The sequence below is a fragment of the uncultured Streptococcus sp. genome (assembly GCF_963525625.1).
In the GTDB taxonomy this organism is placed as follows: Bacteria; Bacillota; Bacilli; order Lactobacillales; family Streptococcaceae; genus Streptococcus.
Genome location: NZ_CAURLD010000015.1, coordinates 40,616 through 55,231 on the forward strand (window position 1 = coordinate 40,616; position 14,616 = coordinate 55,231).

15 protein-coding genes and 1 pseudogene are annotated in these 14,616 nt (G+C 43.0%); 7 read left to right on the forward strand and 9 right to left on the reverse strand.

All coding sequences use genetic code 11. The annotated features are described in order from the left end of the window. Positions 1–7: 7 nt before the first annotated feature. Positions 8–139, reverse strand: coding sequence for a teichoic acid D-Ala incorporation-associated protein DltX (locus RYK49_RS08680; RefSeq protein ID WP_002894209.1), 132 nt, complete (start codon positions 137–139; stop codon positions 8–10). Between the two features lie 258 nt (positions 140–397). Between RYK49_RS08680 and RYK49_RS08685 the strand changes: the two genes are divergently transcribed. The 5 genes from RYK49_RS08685 (at position 398) to RYK49_RS08705 (ending at position 4,087) form a co-directional block, all read left to right on the forward strand. After that, positions 398–736, forward strand: coding sequence for a PadR family transcriptional regulator (locus tag RYK49_RS08685; protein WP_002913906.1), 339 nt, complete (start codon positions 398–400; stop codon positions 734–736). Then, a complete protein-coding gene (locus RYK49_RS08690) occupies positions 711–1,310 on the forward strand; it encodes a DUF1700 domain-containing protein (RefSeq protein ID WP_111676849.1) in 600 nt (199 codons plus the stop codon). Before RYK49_RS08685 ends, RYK49_RS08690 begins: the two co-directional genes overlap by 26 nt. Next, a complete protein-coding gene (locus tag RYK49_RS08695; protein WP_111676851.1) occupies positions 1,303–2,343 on the forward strand; it encodes a DUF4097 family beta strand repeat-containing protein in 1,041 nt (346 codons plus the stop codon). The genes RYK49_RS08690 and RYK49_RS08695 overlap by 8 nt, the downstream gene beginning before the upstream one ends. Positions 2,344–2,487: 144 nt before the next feature. Beyond that, complete coding sequence (locus RYK49_RS08700; protein ID WP_111676853.1) at positions 2,488–3,441, forward strand: S66 peptidase family protein; 954 nt, start codon at positions 2,488–2,490, stop codon at positions 3,439–3,441. Beyond that, entirely contained in the window at positions 3,434–4,087 is a 654-nt protein-coding gene (locus RYK49_RS08705; protein WP_002922869.1) for an HAD family hydrolase, read from the forward strand. The genes RYK49_RS08700 and RYK49_RS08705 overlap by 8 nt, the downstream gene beginning before the upstream one ends. 83 nt (positions 4,088–4,170) lie before the next feature. Here RYK49_RS08705 and RYK49_RS08710 read toward each other — a convergent pair whose 3' ends face one another. The 3 genes from RYK49_RS08710 to RYK49_RS08720 all read right to left on the reverse strand — a co-directional run bounded on the left by RYK49_RS08710 (position 4,171) and on the right by RYK49_RS08720 (position 8,776). Further along, positions 4,171–5,430, reverse strand: coding sequence for a carbohydrate-binding domain-containing protein (locus RYK49_RS08710; RefSeq protein ID WP_004184934.1), 1,260 nt, complete (start codon positions 5,428–5,430; stop codon positions 4,171–4,173). A gap of 19 nt (positions 5,431–5,449) precedes the next feature. Next, positions 5,450–6,163 carry a polyphosphate polymerase domain-containing protein gene (locus RYK49_RS08715; RefSeq protein WP_004184936.1) on the reverse strand — a complete coding sequence of 238 codons (714 nt, stop codon included), beginning with the start codon at positions 6,161–6,163 and terminating at the stop codon, positions 5,450–5,452. Between the two features lie 189 nt (positions 6,164–6,352). Then, positions 6,353–8,776, reverse strand: coding sequence for a YhgE/Pip domain-containing protein (locus RYK49_RS08720; RefSeq protein WP_111676855.1), 2,424 nt, complete (start codon positions 8,774–8,776; stop codon positions 6,353–6,355). A gap of 309 nt (positions 8,777–9,085) precedes the next feature. Here RYK49_RS08720 and RYK49_RS08725 point away from each other — a divergent pair, with 309 nt between their 5' ends. Further along, complete coding sequence (locus tag RYK49_RS08725; RefSeq protein WP_050540654.1) at positions 9,086–9,283, forward strand: DUF4947 domain-containing protein; 198 nt, start codon at positions 9,086–9,088, stop codon at positions 9,281–9,283. 232 nt (positions 9,284–9,515) lie between these two features. Next, complete coding sequence (locus tag RYK49_RS08730) at positions 9,516–10,046, forward strand: TetR/AcrR family transcriptional regulator (RefSeq protein WP_002899570.1); 531 nt, start codon at positions 9,516–9,518, stop codon at positions 10,044–10,046. 103 nt (positions 10,047–10,149) lie between these two features. On the opposite strand, the gene RYK49_RS08735 is transcribed toward RYK49_RS08730, so the two are convergent. The 5 genes and pseudogenes from RYK49_RS08735 to RYK49_RS08755 all read right to left on the reverse strand — a co-directional run. Further along, the gene (locus tag RYK49_RS08735; protein WP_002894224.1) at positions 10,150–11,094 is read right to left on the reverse strand and encodes a 3-oxoacyl-[acyl-carrier-protein] synthase III C-terminal domain-containing protein; all 945 of its coding nucleotides are present in this window, start codon (positions 11,092–11,094) and stop codon (positions 10,150–10,152) included. Positions 11,095–11,194: 100 nt separating this feature from the next. Further along, on the reverse strand, positions 11,195–12,454 hold the full coding sequence (locus RYK49_RS08740; RefSeq protein ID WP_004184943.1) for a F390 synthetase-related protein: 1,260 nt from the start codon (positions 12,452–12,454) through the stop codon (positions 11,195–11,197). Then, a complete protein-coding gene (locus tag RYK49_RS08745) occupies positions 12,423–13,250 on the reverse strand; it encodes an MBL fold metallo-hydrolase (protein WP_004184945.1) in 828 nt (275 codons plus the stop codon). Before RYK49_RS08745 ends, RYK49_RS08740 begins: the two co-directional genes overlap by 32 nt. Further along, on the reverse strand, positions 13,225–14,256 hold the full coding sequence (locus RYK49_RS08750; protein ID WP_004184946.1) for an NAD(P)-dependent oxidoreductase: 1,032 nt from the start codon (positions 14,254–14,256) through the stop codon (positions 13,225–13,227). The genes RYK49_RS08745 and RYK49_RS08750 overlap by 26 nt, the downstream gene beginning before the upstream one ends. Positions 14,257–14,497: 241 nt before the next feature. Further along, positions 14,498–14,616: pseudogene (locus tag RYK49_RS08755) on the reverse strand (30S ribosomal protein S4); the annotation flags it as partial.

Sequence of the window (14,616 nt, forward strand, 5' to 3'; positions counted from 1 at the left end):
TCTCACATTAAAATTCATTATAGATAAAGCCGCCCTGACCCTGACCCAGGTAGCTAAAGAAATAAAGCAAGGCCAGAAAGATAACAAAATATAGTAGGGTTTGGCCTAAAAATTTATATAGGGTTTGATGTTTTTTCATTGATCTCTCTTATATTTTTAGTTAGACTTACACCATTTTACCATTTTATGGAAGATGTTTTCAACACAAAAGCTAAGGAAGATGTAAAGTTCTTGTAAGGAAGAAAGGTACTTTGATGTGCCTTATAAACAGCCATTAAAAGACTTTTTCAAAAAATATATAAAAATTTTATATATTTTGCTTGACTTTTTTCCTAAGAGGTTGTAGACTATATATAGAAAGATTATATATAAATATTTTACACAAGGAGGTGGTCCTATGTCTTTCCCCACATCATCGGCTTTGATTGAATTTCTCATCTTAGCCATCCTTGAAAAAGACGATTCCTACGGTTATGAAATCAGCCAGACAATCAAGCTGATTGCCAATATCAAAGAATCAACACTTTACCCTATTCTGAAGAAGCTGGAGCAAAATGACTGCCTCACGACTTATTCGCAGGAGTACCAAGGACGAAAACGAAAATACTATTCACTCACTGCCTACGGGCATGAACATCTACTCACTCTAAAAGAAGAGTGGCAAACTTATACTACGACCATCAGCGGTATCATAGAAGGGAGCATACGTCATGACAAGAACCGAGTATCTAGCTGAGCTAGAAAAATATCTAAAAAAACTGCCACGCAAGGACTATGAAGAAACTATGGATTACTTCACTGAGTACTTCGACGAGGTAGGCCCAGAGGGCGAGGCAGCCGCTATTGCTGATCTAGGCAGCCCTAAGGAAGCGGCCCATGAGATTATGTTGAATCTTTTGGACAAAAAAGTCGAGGAAGATAATCAAGACAGCAGTTCATCAAAAAACACTAAGAACATCGTCCAGATTGCTATCCTATCCATTTTGGCAGCACCCTTGGCTATTCCGCTCTTTATAGTAGCAGCACTTTTGATTATTATTTTCTTCCTCTTAATTTTTAACGTTATTATATTTATGGCTACGGGTGCCTTTGCCTTCTTTATTTTTGGCATCAGCCTGATCTGGGATACTCTAACCCTAGGACTGACGACATCTGTCCCAGCCCTCCTGTTCACCCTAGGTCTCAGTATCCTATCTCTGGGACTGTCAGGCATCTTCTACTCAGGCATTTCTCCTGTTGCTCAGTTTGGCAAGGCCGGCTTTGTCAAACTAGCTCAACTTTTCGCAAAGAAAGGAGCACGTCATGGCTAACATCAAATTGAAAAAACCTCTTTTATCTGCAGCTATTTTAGCCTGTCTCTTTGGTGGAGCCCTGACAACTATCGGCTCCACTACAGGCGGTGTCAACGACTTGGTCAATTCTGCCAAAAGCAAGGTAAAAGTAACGAAAAAAGAAGAAAGCTTCTCTGATCTTTCTTCCCTAAATATTAACTTAGTGGCTAGAAACCTCGTCATCAGCGAATCTCCTGATGACAAGGCTCACTTGACCTATTACCAAATCGACGGCAACTATAAGATTGATGGAGACGCGCTTAGAAAAATTACGACAAGTTCTGAAAACGGAAACTTAAACATCAAGGAAGAAGATGCAGGCTCCTTCCACATAAGCGCTGGCATCCGCTCCTTACTCAGCTTATTTGACCAAGAATCTCAAGGGAAGCGTACTGTGCAGCTTTCCCTGCCTAAGGGGACCAAGCTTGAGACATTCAGCGGCAGCTCGTCACTAGGAGATGTTACGCTGTCCAATCTATCAGCTAAAAATGCTGACTTCTCTCTCTCCAATGGCTCGTTGACTGTGAATGATAGCCAATTTGCATCTGGTAAATTTAAGAACTCTCTGGGAGAGATTGCCTTCAATAACAGTCAGATTAGCTCTGGAAAAATCATTGCTTCTTCGGGTACCATCACTCTGAGCAACAGCCAGTTCGCATCGGGCGAAATAGCAAACTCTCTAGGAGAGATCAACCTAAACTCGAGCAAAATCTCCGACAGCACTCTGAAAATCTCAAGCGGCTCACTGAATTCTGAACAGTTGGAATTAGCTGGTACAATCTCTATCACTGACCAACTGGGCGATATTAATCTGCATCTGGTTTCTGGCAGTTTGTCGCAGTTATCCTTTGATCTGAAAACGGATCTAGGTGAAATTGACATCCCTAGTGGTATGAGTGTAGAGCACTCCAAAGGCGATGAACTTGGCGACTCTGCCATCCGTAAAGTCGAAAATCCGACAACTACACTTTCTGCCAGCGCCCAAAGTGGCAGCATTAAGCTCAGCGAATAAATCATAGAAAAAAATATATACAATCAGGGAGTCCTCAGCGGCTCCCTTTTTTGATAAAAATTCCCGCAATGCCCTAAGATTGCTTTACAGGCCTTGGCCTTTGTGCTATGATATTCTATAAAAATTTATCATAAGGAGGTCCCTATGAAAAAACTCACACCTGGTATGCACATTCGGGTCGTCAGCCCCTCAGCGTCAATCGAACACATCGGTGGCTTTGAGGCCAATCTAACCGCCAAGGAGCGCTTGGAAAAGCTAGGATTTACCGTGTCTTTTTCGGAGCATTATCTGGAAAATGATATGTTAGATTCTGCCTCCATCGAAAGCCGGGTGGCAGACATCCATGCTGCCTTCGCAGATGACTCCGTTGATGCTATTCTGGCCACTATCGGCGGTTTCAACTGTAATGAGCTCCTGCCCTATCTGGACTTTGAGTTGATTGCTAGAAATCCTAAGATTTTCTGCGGCTACTCAGACACAACAGCCTTGCTCAACGCTATTTATAGCAAGACCGGTATGAAAACCTACATGGGACCGTCTTACTCTAGCTTTAAGATGGATGCCCTGCAGGACTATCAGACTGAGAGCTGGCTCAAGGCCGTCAGCCAGACTTCTTATGAATTGACTCCTAGTGAAAAATGGGGCGACAATGCTTGGTATTTGCCTGATGCGCCACTGACCTTCCATAAGACGGAGTGGAAAGTCTATCATCACGGACAAGCCCAAGCCACTGTTATCGGCGGTAATCTCTCCACCTTCTCACTTCTGCGTGGAACACCCTATGCCCCAACAGATGAAAACTATGTCCTCTTTGTTGAAGAGGCCGAAGAAGATGATTATGTGGAGTTTGACCGCAATCTAGCTGCCCTCCTTCAGGCCTATCCTAACCCGCAGGCCCTTCTCATCGGCCGCTTTCCAAAAGAATGTCAGATGACAGAGGAGTTGCTCCTTTATATCTTGGACAAACATCCAATTCTAAAGACGATTCCCGTCCTCTATGACTTGGACTTTGCTCATACTCAGCCACTCTTTACCATCACCATCGGTGCTCAAGTGACGGTGGATACGGAGAAGATGTTGATTAAGATAGATGAGTAAGACATATCATAATTATTGTGGAGGTAGTAAAATGTCAGCTCATAAATGGTTATTTTTTGACATTGGCTCTACTTTGATTGATGAAAAAGAAGCCTATCAAGATAGAATTAGGAGAGCAATTACAGGGACAAATATTAACTACGATATTTTTTATGCTCGTATGGTTGAACTGTTTAAAGAAGGCAAAAAGGGAGACTTGGAGACAATAAAAGAATTTAACTTAGAACGCCCCATTTGGAACTCTAATTTGGAGAAATTATACCCAGATGCCCAAGTGGTCTTAAAAGAATTGCACAACCGATATAAAATTGGAATCATCGCCAACCAACTACCTGGCCTAAAAGAACGTTTGAAAAAAATGGGACTATATCAATGGATTGATTTAGTTGTCTCTTCTGCAGAGTTCGGACTTTCCAAGCCTTCCCCTGCCATTTTCACTTTAGCTTTAGAGAAAGCTCATTGCCTTGCTCAACAAGCTGTTATGATTGGTGATCGAATAGACAATGATATCATACCTGCTAAAGCACTAGGAATGACAACTATCTGGTTAAAACAAGGTTTTAGTGCTTATTACCAACCCCAACGACTAGAAGAAAAACCTGATTTCACTATAGAAAATTTATCGTCTCTCTTAAGTCTTCTATAAAAGATTACTTTGCAGAAACATAGCTGCATCCCCGTCTTTTTCATAAATTAATAAGGCAGTTCAATTTGAACTGCCTTATTTTCTTATCGTCCACCAAAACCTCCTTGGCCGCCTGGGGCACCGCCGCCACCAGGTCCACCAGCGCCAGGTCCGTCTGCCGTGATTTCTGTTCGGCTTTCACCATTGACCGTGATGGTGCCGCCAGTGTAGGTAGCCGTTCCATCAAAGTCAAAGGCAGATACCGTAGAAGTAATATCCAAGTTTCCTCCTGACATAATGACATCGCCGTTGGAGTCGATAGCGTCTGTATCACCTTCACCGACCTCGACCTTGATATCGCCACCAGTAATCTTGATAAAGATATCAGCTCCAGTTACATCACTAGCTGCATTGATACCATCATCTGTCGCATAAAGGTCCAGCTTGCCTCCGTTAATGGTAACATTGGTTCCTTCCAGAGCTTCTACACTCTTGGAAACTGTAACCGTTCCACCATCAATCAAAGCGATATTGCTAGCGTGTAGACCATCATCACCAGCATTAATCGTGATAGTGCCTGACTGAATATAGAGATTTCCCAGAGAAGTATCTTCATCATTGTCCGCGTGGATAGCATCTTCTGTCGCTGTGATATCGATAGTAGCGTCCTTGATATTGATGGCTGAAGCTGCTGACAGACCATTCTTAGCTGCCTTGAGTGTATAGATACCACCTGTCACCCGCAAGGTCTGCTCAGACTTAATCGCTGTTTCATACTTGCCGTCAACTGTCAGACTTCCAGATCCCTTGAGAGTCAGGTCGGAGTTACTATAGATAGCTGCATCTGCATCCGTATTACTGTGATTTGATGAGTCTGAGATTGTGTTTTGGCTGCCGTCAGCCAGAGTTAGGCTTGTTTTACCCGCATTTTCTACTAGAATAGCTGCGTCTGTCCCGCTCATGGTTACGCCATTTAGGACGATTTGAACCTTGTCGCTATCACCTGCTTTGACAATAATCTGCACATTTTCACTCGTTCCGGAAACGACATAGGTCCCAGCTTCTGAGATTGTCACAGTAGAGCCAGAAACACTAGCACCGTCACCAGAAGTCTTAGCGCTAGAGCCACTCAGGTTGATGGTCGTCGCCTTGGACTCATCATAAGAAGCGTCTGAGTCCTCCGAGGCAAAGTAATCAGAAGTATTGGTCTTAGTCTGACTGGTGCTTGTAGCATTAGCAGCCTGGGTAGTGCTTGAAGTTGTAGAACTGCTGGCGTTTGAGCTGCAGGCTCCCAGCACTGCTGTCATCAAAACCAGTGGAATCATCAATTTAATTTTTTTAAGGGTTGATTTTGATTGTTTCATTTTTATTTTCCTATCTATTCTATTTACTGCTGATACAGTTTGCCTTTTTGTAGGCAAAGCCGTATTTGGAGAAAGAGCTTGGAGACAGCTGGTAGCGATCCATGATCTCGCTGAGCCATAACGGACAAGCTTCTGGAATCTTAACTTCCATGATGACGTGATTGGCTGGCAGGAGATGACCTCCATGGCGACCAGCCAAGAGACTCAAATCATAAGGACGGTAGGTCAGGTCGTGATCAAAGGTAATCCGAATCCGCTCGTCCTCAATCCCTTTCATCGAATAACGATTGTAGCCGATATACATCATAGGCTGAATATGACCAAAATGTTGAGTCAGCCAAGCCATTTCCTTATCTATCTGAAGGTCAGTCAGCTGACTGTAATCACCGTCCAGATAGGCTTCCGCTGTCAGCAAATCTGCTGCAAGCCGGCGTTTGGTGACCAGATTCTCCGTCTTTTTCTTAATTTCCAAAAAGACTTGACTATCCTCAGCCGGATGCTCTTGATAGGTTCGCAAACGAACTTTCTCATCAAAGCAAGGATTTTCCAAAGACTCACGAATGAGCTGATAAGACGGCGTATCGTAGTAGAGATTGTTAATGGTCGAATAAGCTCGCTCATCCTCCACCAGATAGCCTTCAAACTCTAGTAATAAATCCAATAAGGTTTCCTTGGAAATGATGTATTTGGTTTCAAAGCGCTGAAAATGATTTTGAAAAAATTTTTCTGTCATGGGCTTCTCCCCTCTCTATCTTTCTTGAATGTAATGCAATTTTAAAGATGAAAACTTAAAAGAAAGATAAAGAAAACTTAAAGAAAACAAAACATCTCCCTTTTCAGGAGATGTTGATTAGATAAAAAGTAAAAGAATTACAGATAGACTTTTCATCTACATTTTTACAAATTCATAAAAGTACGAGCCCTAAGCTAACTGTTTTTTATCTGTTCGATAGACCAGAGTACCAAGTGCCATGAAAAGAACTAAAACAAAAGCAAGGAAGAGCACCTGACTACCAATTTGGCCGTTCATGGAAATCGTTTGGCGTAAGCCCGATACAGAATAGCTCATTGGCAGCCAAGGGTTGATAACTTGGAAAATCTTACTAGTCAGCTCCAGCGGATAGGTTCCTGCACTAGAAGCCAGCTGTAAGAGCAAAAGAATCAGAGAAGCAAAGGCGCCGAGCTTGCTATCCCAAGTAACCAAAGCTGTCACAAGAGCCATAAAGGTCATGCTGGCTAGGACAATCAAACCAAGGGTTGCCCACTCATGGTTTGCAGATAGGCCTATCAAGTGCACAGCACCATAGACCAAAACACCCGCTACGACAGAAATGACTCCATTTACCTCTATACGAGCCTTCAGCCAATCTCGTTTCGTCTTAGGGGCTTGACCCGATGGAAGTGTGCTAAAGATGATATTGGTTGAAATAGCCGCCACAAATAAAGCTACTGAAATCATATATGGCGCCATCCCAATTCCGTTTTTTTCTACCCTATTCTCATCTGTCTTGCTCAGCGTCAGAGGATCTGCTAGAGTTTTTGCATTGTCGTCCTTGGTTGAAACAGCCGACAATTTATCGCCTGCATCTGAGAGGCCATTAGACAAATTGCTCGTTCCCTCAGTAAGTTTGGAGAGATTATCTGTTAAAGCACTGCTGCCATCAGCCAGCTTTTCTGTACCGCTCGCTAATTGATTGGTTCCATCTGCTAATTTCCCGAAACTAGAGGTCAATTCTGGCGATTTATCTGTTAATTGGGCTGCCCCGTTTGCTAATTTTGTTGTATTTGCTAACAAATCAGGATTCTTACTTGCCAAAGCTGATGTCCCCTCAGATAGCTGACCGACTGCATTGGTATAACTTGTCACCCCTTGTTCCAATTGTGTCGCGCCAGTCGTTAATTTTTCATTTAAGGTATCTACACCTGCGACTAGTTGATTGGCTCCTCCGCTTGCTGAACCGAGGCTAGTACTCACTGTTGATAAGCCATTATAAAGGCCATTGATCATGCTAGATGCCTGTGGCAGAACTTGATTTGATGCACTTTCTAACTGACTTAGTTTTGTTTGACTAGCGCCTTTTATCGTTTCAAGAGAAGCCCTCATCGTATCGATTTCTGATAAAATCGTCTGAGCAGATTGATCACTTCCTGCTTGACTAGCACTGACTGCTGCATCAATCTCTGCCTTAGCCTCACTAGAAAGTCCTTGATAAGCACTCGTCCCTTGGACCCTTGCCAAAGCTGCGGCCCTGGCATCTTGATTATTATTGATAATGGCCCGAGCGGATGCTGCTATGCTAGTCAGTGCAGCTTCAATGCTGTCCGTAGAAACTTCTGTATCACTTGCTGCAGCTTGAATACTAGCATTCAACTGTGTCAAACCATTTGCTAAATCACTCACATTTTGCTGGTTGTTAGCTAAGGTGGTATCTACCGAGGACTTTAATGTGGCCAAGCCAGTATTCAGATTTGTCACACCTGTTGATAAGGCCTGAACTCCATCTCCTGACTGGGTGAGCTGCTGGACTCCACCCAATAAGTCTGCTGATCGACCCGACAGCTGATTTGCACCTGCGGCCACAGTACTTACACCATTAGCATAAGTGTTTATTCCATTTGACAAACTACCAAGTCCAGACGATACTTGTGCAACACTCCCAGTATAAGTCTGTAGTCCTGTGTTAAATTGAGCTGCACCGGACGATAATTTGCTCGTGGCTTGATTCAGAGTTCTTAAGTTATCTGCAATTGTCTGACTGCCTGAACCTAGTTGTTGACTGCCGGATGCTAATTGCTGAGCACCATCGGATGCCTTCACCAAGCCAGTTTTTAGATCTCCCATATTCTTAAATATGACGCTTGTATAAGTATCCGTCACATTTTGCGCCACCGTCTGCTTCAAAGAAGCCATAGCTGAATCACTCATCTTACCAGCAATAAAACTTTGTCCGCTAGACGTTTGATAGTCAATCTTCATTTGCTGAGGATTATCGGTCAAAATACTGGCTGCACGTTCAGATAAATCACTTGGAAGCGTCACAACCATGTAGTAATCACCCTTTTCCAGACCATTTTGAGCATCTTCTTTACTGACGAAGTGAAAATCCAGATTTTTATTTTCCTTGAGGCTGGAAACAACATCCTCGCCTATAGACAAGGTCTTGTCACTAGCAGTTACAGCTTTATCCTGATTGACGACCGCCACTGGCAAGTCCGATACCTTTCCATACGGATCCCACATGGAGCTCAGGAAAATAACATTATACAAGGCAGGAATCAAAGAGACTCCTAACATCACAATGATAAAAGTCGGCTTTTTTAAAATAGCTTTCCATTCTTTTAACATATCTACCTCCTAAAATTATACACAGTGTCCAAATTTCAATAAAATTGATTATACACCAATCAAAAATTAATACAAGCTTATTCTTTAAAAATTGGACACCGTGTCTAATTTTGTTTAAAAAGATTGTAGGAAGCGGAATAAGTTGGTTCTACTGTATTCAAGCTTTCAATCATGTAGATAAAAATTTTTTCCACCAGTAAGTACACAGAAAATCAGCTTTATATTAGAATGATAAGCGAGGTAAATGGAGTCAAGTATCGAGCTTTTAACTTGATGATAGGGTTCCATGTGAAACACTGCTGTCAGCCGATGGTTCAGGAGCAAAAAATAAGCACCGAACAAGCGCATGCCTTTTTAGCAGGTGTAGTTGATATTTCTCAAGCATCAAGGCTACAAAACAAATACATTCTATACTCTTATAAAAATGAACAAATTTCTATTATCTTCTCACAGGAAGGCGAGCTACTTTACGTAACTCCTGACCCTGATTACCTCTACTTCAAATAATGTTCATAACAAAAGCCGAGACTTTACTTTAAGCCTCGGCTTTATTATTTTACCAGTCGACTAAGCCTAATCAGATAAAATTTTGACTATCTATGCTTAATTCCGGAATTTAACTCTTTTCCACTGGAAAAACATTTGATATAATAGTACACGGAGAAAAAGAAAAAGTAGTTTGCTATGATGGCCATTAGCTTGAAGAGCAGACTGAGGCTTAGCCTCAAAGGGAGATTTTATGTTAGAAAGCAATAAACGCCGAAAAACCAAGGCTATTATTGAAAGAGCCATGGTTTCACTACTGCATAAGCAGTCCTTCGACCATATCACTACTGTCCAGCTAGCTCAAGCTGCTGGCATCAGCCGTAGTAGTTTTTATACTCACTACAAGGACAAGTACGACATGATTGAACGTTATCAGCAAAACCTCTTTCATCAGTTGGGATATATTTTTGAGAATAATCAAGAAGATATTCAAACTGCGATTACAGAGGTCTTTCAGTTCCTCCAGCTAGAGCCACTCTTGGCCGCCCTTTTAACAGAAAACGGCACGAAAGAGATTCAAAATTTCCTGCGCCATAAGCTGCAGGTGATGCTGGCGGATAGTCTGCAGGACCGTTTTAGTAGACGTGTTTACAATCATTTTGAAAAAGAATACAGCAGAGTCTTTCTCGCTAATGCCTTCTTTGGTGTCTGCCAAATGTGGATTGCTAGAGGAAAAAAAGAAAGTCCTGAACAAATAGCAGAATTTCTTTTGAAAATGCTGTAAGAAGCTGCTCTAATTCATTGAATTACAGCTCTTCTAATATTTTGAAAAATTAAACAGGGTGTACAAAACCTCTTTTGGTTCTGTACACCCTATTTTTATTGCATTATAGTTTCATAGCCAGCATATTGACCGTCATACCAGCTGCTGTTCCCATCAGAGCGATGGTGTCCCCTTCCTTGACTAGATTGCGCTCCAGAGCATAGCAGAGAGAGAAGGGCACTGCTACTGACACCATATTACCATAGTCTTGCACAATATTAAGGTATTTATCATCAGGAATACCCAAGCTGCGCATGACCATTGGCAGAGCCCGACTCGCCTGATGCGGAATGATATAATCCAAGTCAGATAGGCTGAGACCACTCTTTTCCTTAAACTCTTTAAACATTTCCGGAATTTTTCTGGCAGAGAGCAAGAGTATCTTCTTACCATTCATGTCAAACATGTAGTGAGTCTTGGTAGCGTCCGAATACTCCTTAGGCTGAAACGATGTCAATCCACCGCGAATCTCTGTATCATGAGCTCCTTCAGACCAGGTCCGCTGCAAGCTGGAGATGACCCCTCTTTCTTCCTCTGTTGCTTCAAAAATCAAAGCTGCCGCCCCGTCACTGAACAACTCAAAACTTTCCTTCTGATTAGGATTGAGGCCTAGGCTTCCAACCTCACTGGACACGATGAGAATCCTATGATACTCACCAGCCTCCAACAAATGAGACATGAGACTCAAAGCCGAGATAAAGCTGGTGCAAGTCGTATTGATATCCATGGCTGGAATGGACAAGCCCTTGGCTACCAACTCATGAATCAGGGCCGCAGTGCAGGGAATAGGCTGAACGCCCACCGCACTGGCTGACACGATACAATCGATGTCTTTGATTGTCAAACCCGCTTGCTCTAGGGCTTTTTCAATCGCCTTAACCGCCATGGAAAGCTGGGTTTCTTCATTTTCCACCACTCGATAACGGGTCTGATCCTTAAAAGTCACAGTATTTCTAGGTAGATGCGTACCATAACCAACAATCTTTATATGATTCTTTACTGCTGTCATATTAAACTCCTTCTTGTCAGACTTGGGGCTGCTCAATAGCTAGGTAAACTGCCAAAGCGCTTCAGCCTCTGATTCATATGTTTTTCCACTTGGAGCATTCTTAAGTCCGATAGATACGTTTCAACTTACGGCTTCTGTCCCGCTGGTAATCTTCAAAAGAAATAGCCGGTATAAGAAAGTCTTTATCAGTCGCCAAGTTCTGAAACTGCTGGACAAGCTCGTCTTCTCGCTGCTGACTACGATGTTCGATAGCAATGGTCAGCGAATAGTCCTTTTTCTGAGCTACCTGATATTCTCCAATCCCATCCACTAAGAGCAGACAACGGCGAATAAAGTCTGGAAAGACCTCCACCGACTGACCTGCAGCATTTTCAAAAATGAAAATATCATCTGAGCGCCCCTCGATCCTGTCAATCCGTGTAAAGATCGAACCACAGGAGCAAGGTTCAGGATTTTCCACCAAGATATCATTCAGCTCATATTGAAAAATTGGCTGAGAAGTCCGCTTGAAATCCGTAATTATTGGATAAAAGCGCCTATCATCCAAGTAGTGCTTATCTACATGGACAATATCTTCGTTTAGATGAAGATTCCCATGGACACAAGTGCAAGCTAGAAAGCCCTCGGTCGCTTGGTAGACCTGGTCCACCTTTTTCAGACCAAATCCTGCTTGAATCCTCTGCTGATCCGGCTCTTCCAAAATTTCTGCCACTGATACGACTTTGCTAGGAGCAATCTGCAAATTCCCTGCCTGGACTTGTTTAGCTAGCTCCAAGAGCATTGATGCTGGCGCTACCAAAATCGTTGGCTGGTAAGCATTCAAACGCTCTACATGCTCTTCGGCTCCCTGAAAAGTATCAAAGTACTCCAGAGAAATCAAGCCTGAATTGACAGTCTGATAGAGCTGGTTGTCTGCCCGAAGAAAGAAGGCGATTTTATGTCCAAAGAGTTTGCCTTTAGGCAGCATCTTGGCCAAGATGGCTGCCGCCCACATACTGCGCTCCTTTTCAGTGGTAACAAATAAACCTCGGTGACCAGATGTCCCCGAAGACAAGCCGACAGCAATTTCTCCTATCATGGGGCTGAAATCACGTGTCCGCTCGCTCTCCAGAGCCAAGGCTAACAACTCATCACGATCCAGCCCCTGAGTATTGAGCTCATTGAAATGCTCCATCATAAAGGCCTTATTCATCTTAAAATCTGCTGGAATACCTGATTTAAAATAAGGTGATTCCTGCTGCAGAAATTCCCGATAGGCTGCTAAAGCCTTGATTTGATAGCATTCCAAGGCCTGTCGATCCTTAAATCGATACCCCCAGCGCATGACGCTAAAGGTTTTTAGAAATGTTCCTAGTTTCATACAAAATCTGCTCCGCTCTCTCAGCCGGATCATGACTGACTAGCACCTGATAGCCAACAGCAAGTAACTGCCGAAGCAAGGCCACACCGGCCATGTATTCTTCCTTGCTATCTTGGATCAGTGACGGCAAGAAACGCATCTGCTCCGTATAAGACAACAGATCCACGCCCCAGCACAAATCAGCCCCGATAAACAGATGATAATCAGGTAAAAAGAGACAAGCTTGACCAGCAGCATGTCCATCAACTGAAGCCAGATATATGCTGCCATCCCCAAACAAGTCAACTGTCTTGCGATAGAGGAATGCTGCTTGCACCTGCTGAGGTTCCACTACTTCCAACCGACTCTCAAAATCCTGCGGAAGAAATTCCTTGAAAATCAAATCCTTAAGCTTGGCATGCTGATACGTTTTGAAAACGGTCTTGGTCAGAATGAAGCGGGCCTTGGGAAAGAAAGCGGCTCCGCCGATGTGATCTGGATGCAAGTGCGACAAGATGACATAAGAAATATCTTCTGGCGCAATTCCTTTTTGCTCAAGCAGACGATCTACACGCTCCTCTTCTGGCATATCAACAGGCGTTCCCAGACCATAAAGCCAGTATTTAAAATTGGGCTTCAGAATAGCTGGAGAATAGCCAGTGTCGTAGAGAATATAGCCTTTCTCACGATGCTTCAAGAGGAAAACACCAGCTGGAAAAATCATTTTTTTCTTGGCAACTCCCTTAAACATTTGCTGCAAGTGACTGCTGCAGCGTCCAGGCTGAAGATACTCAATTTTCTCGATAATGTTGGACATATTTTGCAATCCCTTCACTGATTGTCAACTTGGGTTGATAGCCCAAATCTCTTACTGCTGCTGATATATCCAGCGTTTGACTGTAACGCATTAAGTAATAAGTGTAAAGAGTCAGAGGAGGCTCTTTTTCAATGTTAAAAAAGCGATAAAAGCTTTCAAATCCCTGTGCCAGAAGACCTAGAAAAGCAGCAGGAAACTTAACATAACGTTTACGAACTTGTAAACCATCTAAAGCTTCATCCAGCATATCCTTGAAACTACGGGATTCTCCGTTGGTAATGTTGTAAACTTGTCCTTGCGCTTCTGGAATTTCCAAAGCCAGACGAACAGCCAAGGCCACATTTTCCACACAGGTCATGTCCATCATTTGCTGGCCATTTCTGATGAGTGGAATTGCCAATTTTTGGCTCAAGCGCAGAATCCTAGGAAAGATACTGGTATCTCCAATACCAAAAAGCCCTCTAGGACGCAAGATAACCGATGGAACTTGAGGATAACTTCCGACAATCCGCTCAGCCATGAGCTTGCTTTTGATATAGAAATTCAGCTCATTCTCCTGAGGAGCAGCCTCTTCTTTGATAGCGAGTTGATCACGCGCCGCAGCATAAACACTTGGGGAGGAAATATAGACCAGTCTTTGCACTCCAAAATGTCGGCAAGCTTCCATAACCAGCTTGGTTCCTACTACATTAGTCTGATAAAACTGCTCCCAGGGTCCCCAAATCGTTGAAAGAGCACCAGCATGCACCACTGCATCCACTCCTTCGCAGGCTGCAAAAATTTCTTCTTCTCTGGTAAAATCACCAGCAAAAAACTCTACTAAAGGACCCTCTAACTGCCGACCAGCCTTCAGATTACGACCAAAAGCCCGCACCTGATAGCCTTGTTCAGCTAGCTCTTCTACAACATACTTTCCTAGAAAGCCAGTCGCACCTGTCACTAGAACCTTCATCGCTACTCCTTTCATACAATTTTCTGTTTCTGTCTTGTCCCCATTATACACCATTTCAGCAAATCTTCCGTAAAAAAGCTGGAAAAAATCTTTACAGAGTGTCTCACCTGATTGGATAGGAGCAGAAAGAAATCAGATAATTTTCCAAAACAAAGGTCTCCTTTTCCTTGCTCTTAGTTATAAAAAATTGAGCAAACTCAAGCTTTCGTCAACCTTTTTAGTTAAAATCAGCTTTATTAGTTCACTGAGAATATTAAAAAAGAAGCCGGGAAACCGACTTCTGAACAAATACAAATTAAAGCATTTTGTTGTAGAATTCAACGATAAGTGCTTCGTTGATTTCTGGGTTGATTTCATCGCGTTCTGGCAAACGAGTCAATGAACCTTCCAATTTTTCAGCATCGAATGATACGA

What these genes read in the sequence shown, in the direction of transcription:
- RYK49_RS08680 (WP_002894209.1), bottom strand. Translation starts at nt 139, where the DNA reads ATGAAAAAACATCAAACCCTATATAAATTTTTAGGCCAAACCCTACTA.
- RYK49_RS08685 (WP_002913906.1), top strand. Translation starts at nt 398, where the DNA reads ATGTCTTTCCCCACATCATCGGCTTTGATTGAATTTCTCATCTTAGCC.
- RYK49_RS08690 (WP_111676849.1), top strand. Translation starts at nt 711, where the DNA reads ATGACAAGAACCGAGTATCTAGCTGAGCTAGAAAAATATCTAAAAAAA.
- RYK49_RS08695 (WP_111676851.1), top strand. Translation starts at nt 1,303, where the DNA reads ATGGCTAACATCAAATTGAAAAAACCTCTTTTATCTGCAGCTATTTTA.
- RYK49_RS08700 (WP_111676853.1), top strand. Translation starts at nt 2,488, where the DNA reads ATGAAAAAACTCACACCTGGTATGCACATTCGGGTCGTCAGCCCCTCA.
- RYK49_RS08705 (WP_002922869.1), top strand. Translation starts at nt 3,434, where the DNA reads ATGAGTAAGACATATCATAATTATTGTGGAGGTAGTAAAATGTCAGCT.
- RYK49_RS08710 (WP_004184934.1), bottom strand. Translation starts at nt 5,430, where the DNA reads ATGAAACAATCAAAATCAACCCTTAAAAAAATTAAATTGATGATTCCA.
- RYK49_RS08715 (WP_004184936.1), bottom strand. Translation starts at nt 6,163, where the DNA reads ATGACAGAAAAATTTTTTCAAAATCATTTTCAGCGCTTTGAAACCAAA.
- RYK49_RS08720 (WP_111676855.1), bottom strand. Translation starts at nt 8,776, where the DNA reads ATGTTAAAAGAATGGAAAGCTATTTTAAAAAAGCCGACTTTTATCATT.
- RYK49_RS08725 (WP_050540654.1), top strand. Translation starts at nt 9,086, where the DNA reads ATGGTTCAGGAGCAAAAAATAAGCACCGAACAAGCGCATGCCTTTTTA.
- RYK49_RS08730 (WP_002899570.1), top strand. Translation starts at nt 9,516, where the DNA reads ATGTTAGAAAGCAATAAACGCCGAAAAACCAAGGCTATTATTGAAAGA.
- RYK49_RS08735 (WP_002894224.1), bottom strand. Translation starts at nt 11,094, where the DNA reads ATGACAGCAGTAAAGAATCATATAAAGATTGTTGGTTATGGTACGCAT.
- RYK49_RS08740 (WP_004184943.1), bottom strand. Translation starts at nt 12,454, where the DNA reads ATGAAACTAGGAACATTTCTAAAAACCTTTAGCGTCATGCGCTGGGGG.
- RYK49_RS08745 (WP_004184945.1), bottom strand. Translation starts at nt 13,250, where the DNA reads ATGTCCAACATTATCGAGAAAATTGAGTATCTTCAGCCTGGACGCTGC.
- RYK49_RS08750 (WP_004184946.1), bottom strand. Translation starts at nt 14,256, where the DNA reads ATGGTGTATAATGGGGACAAGACAGAAACAGAAAATTGTATGAAAGGA.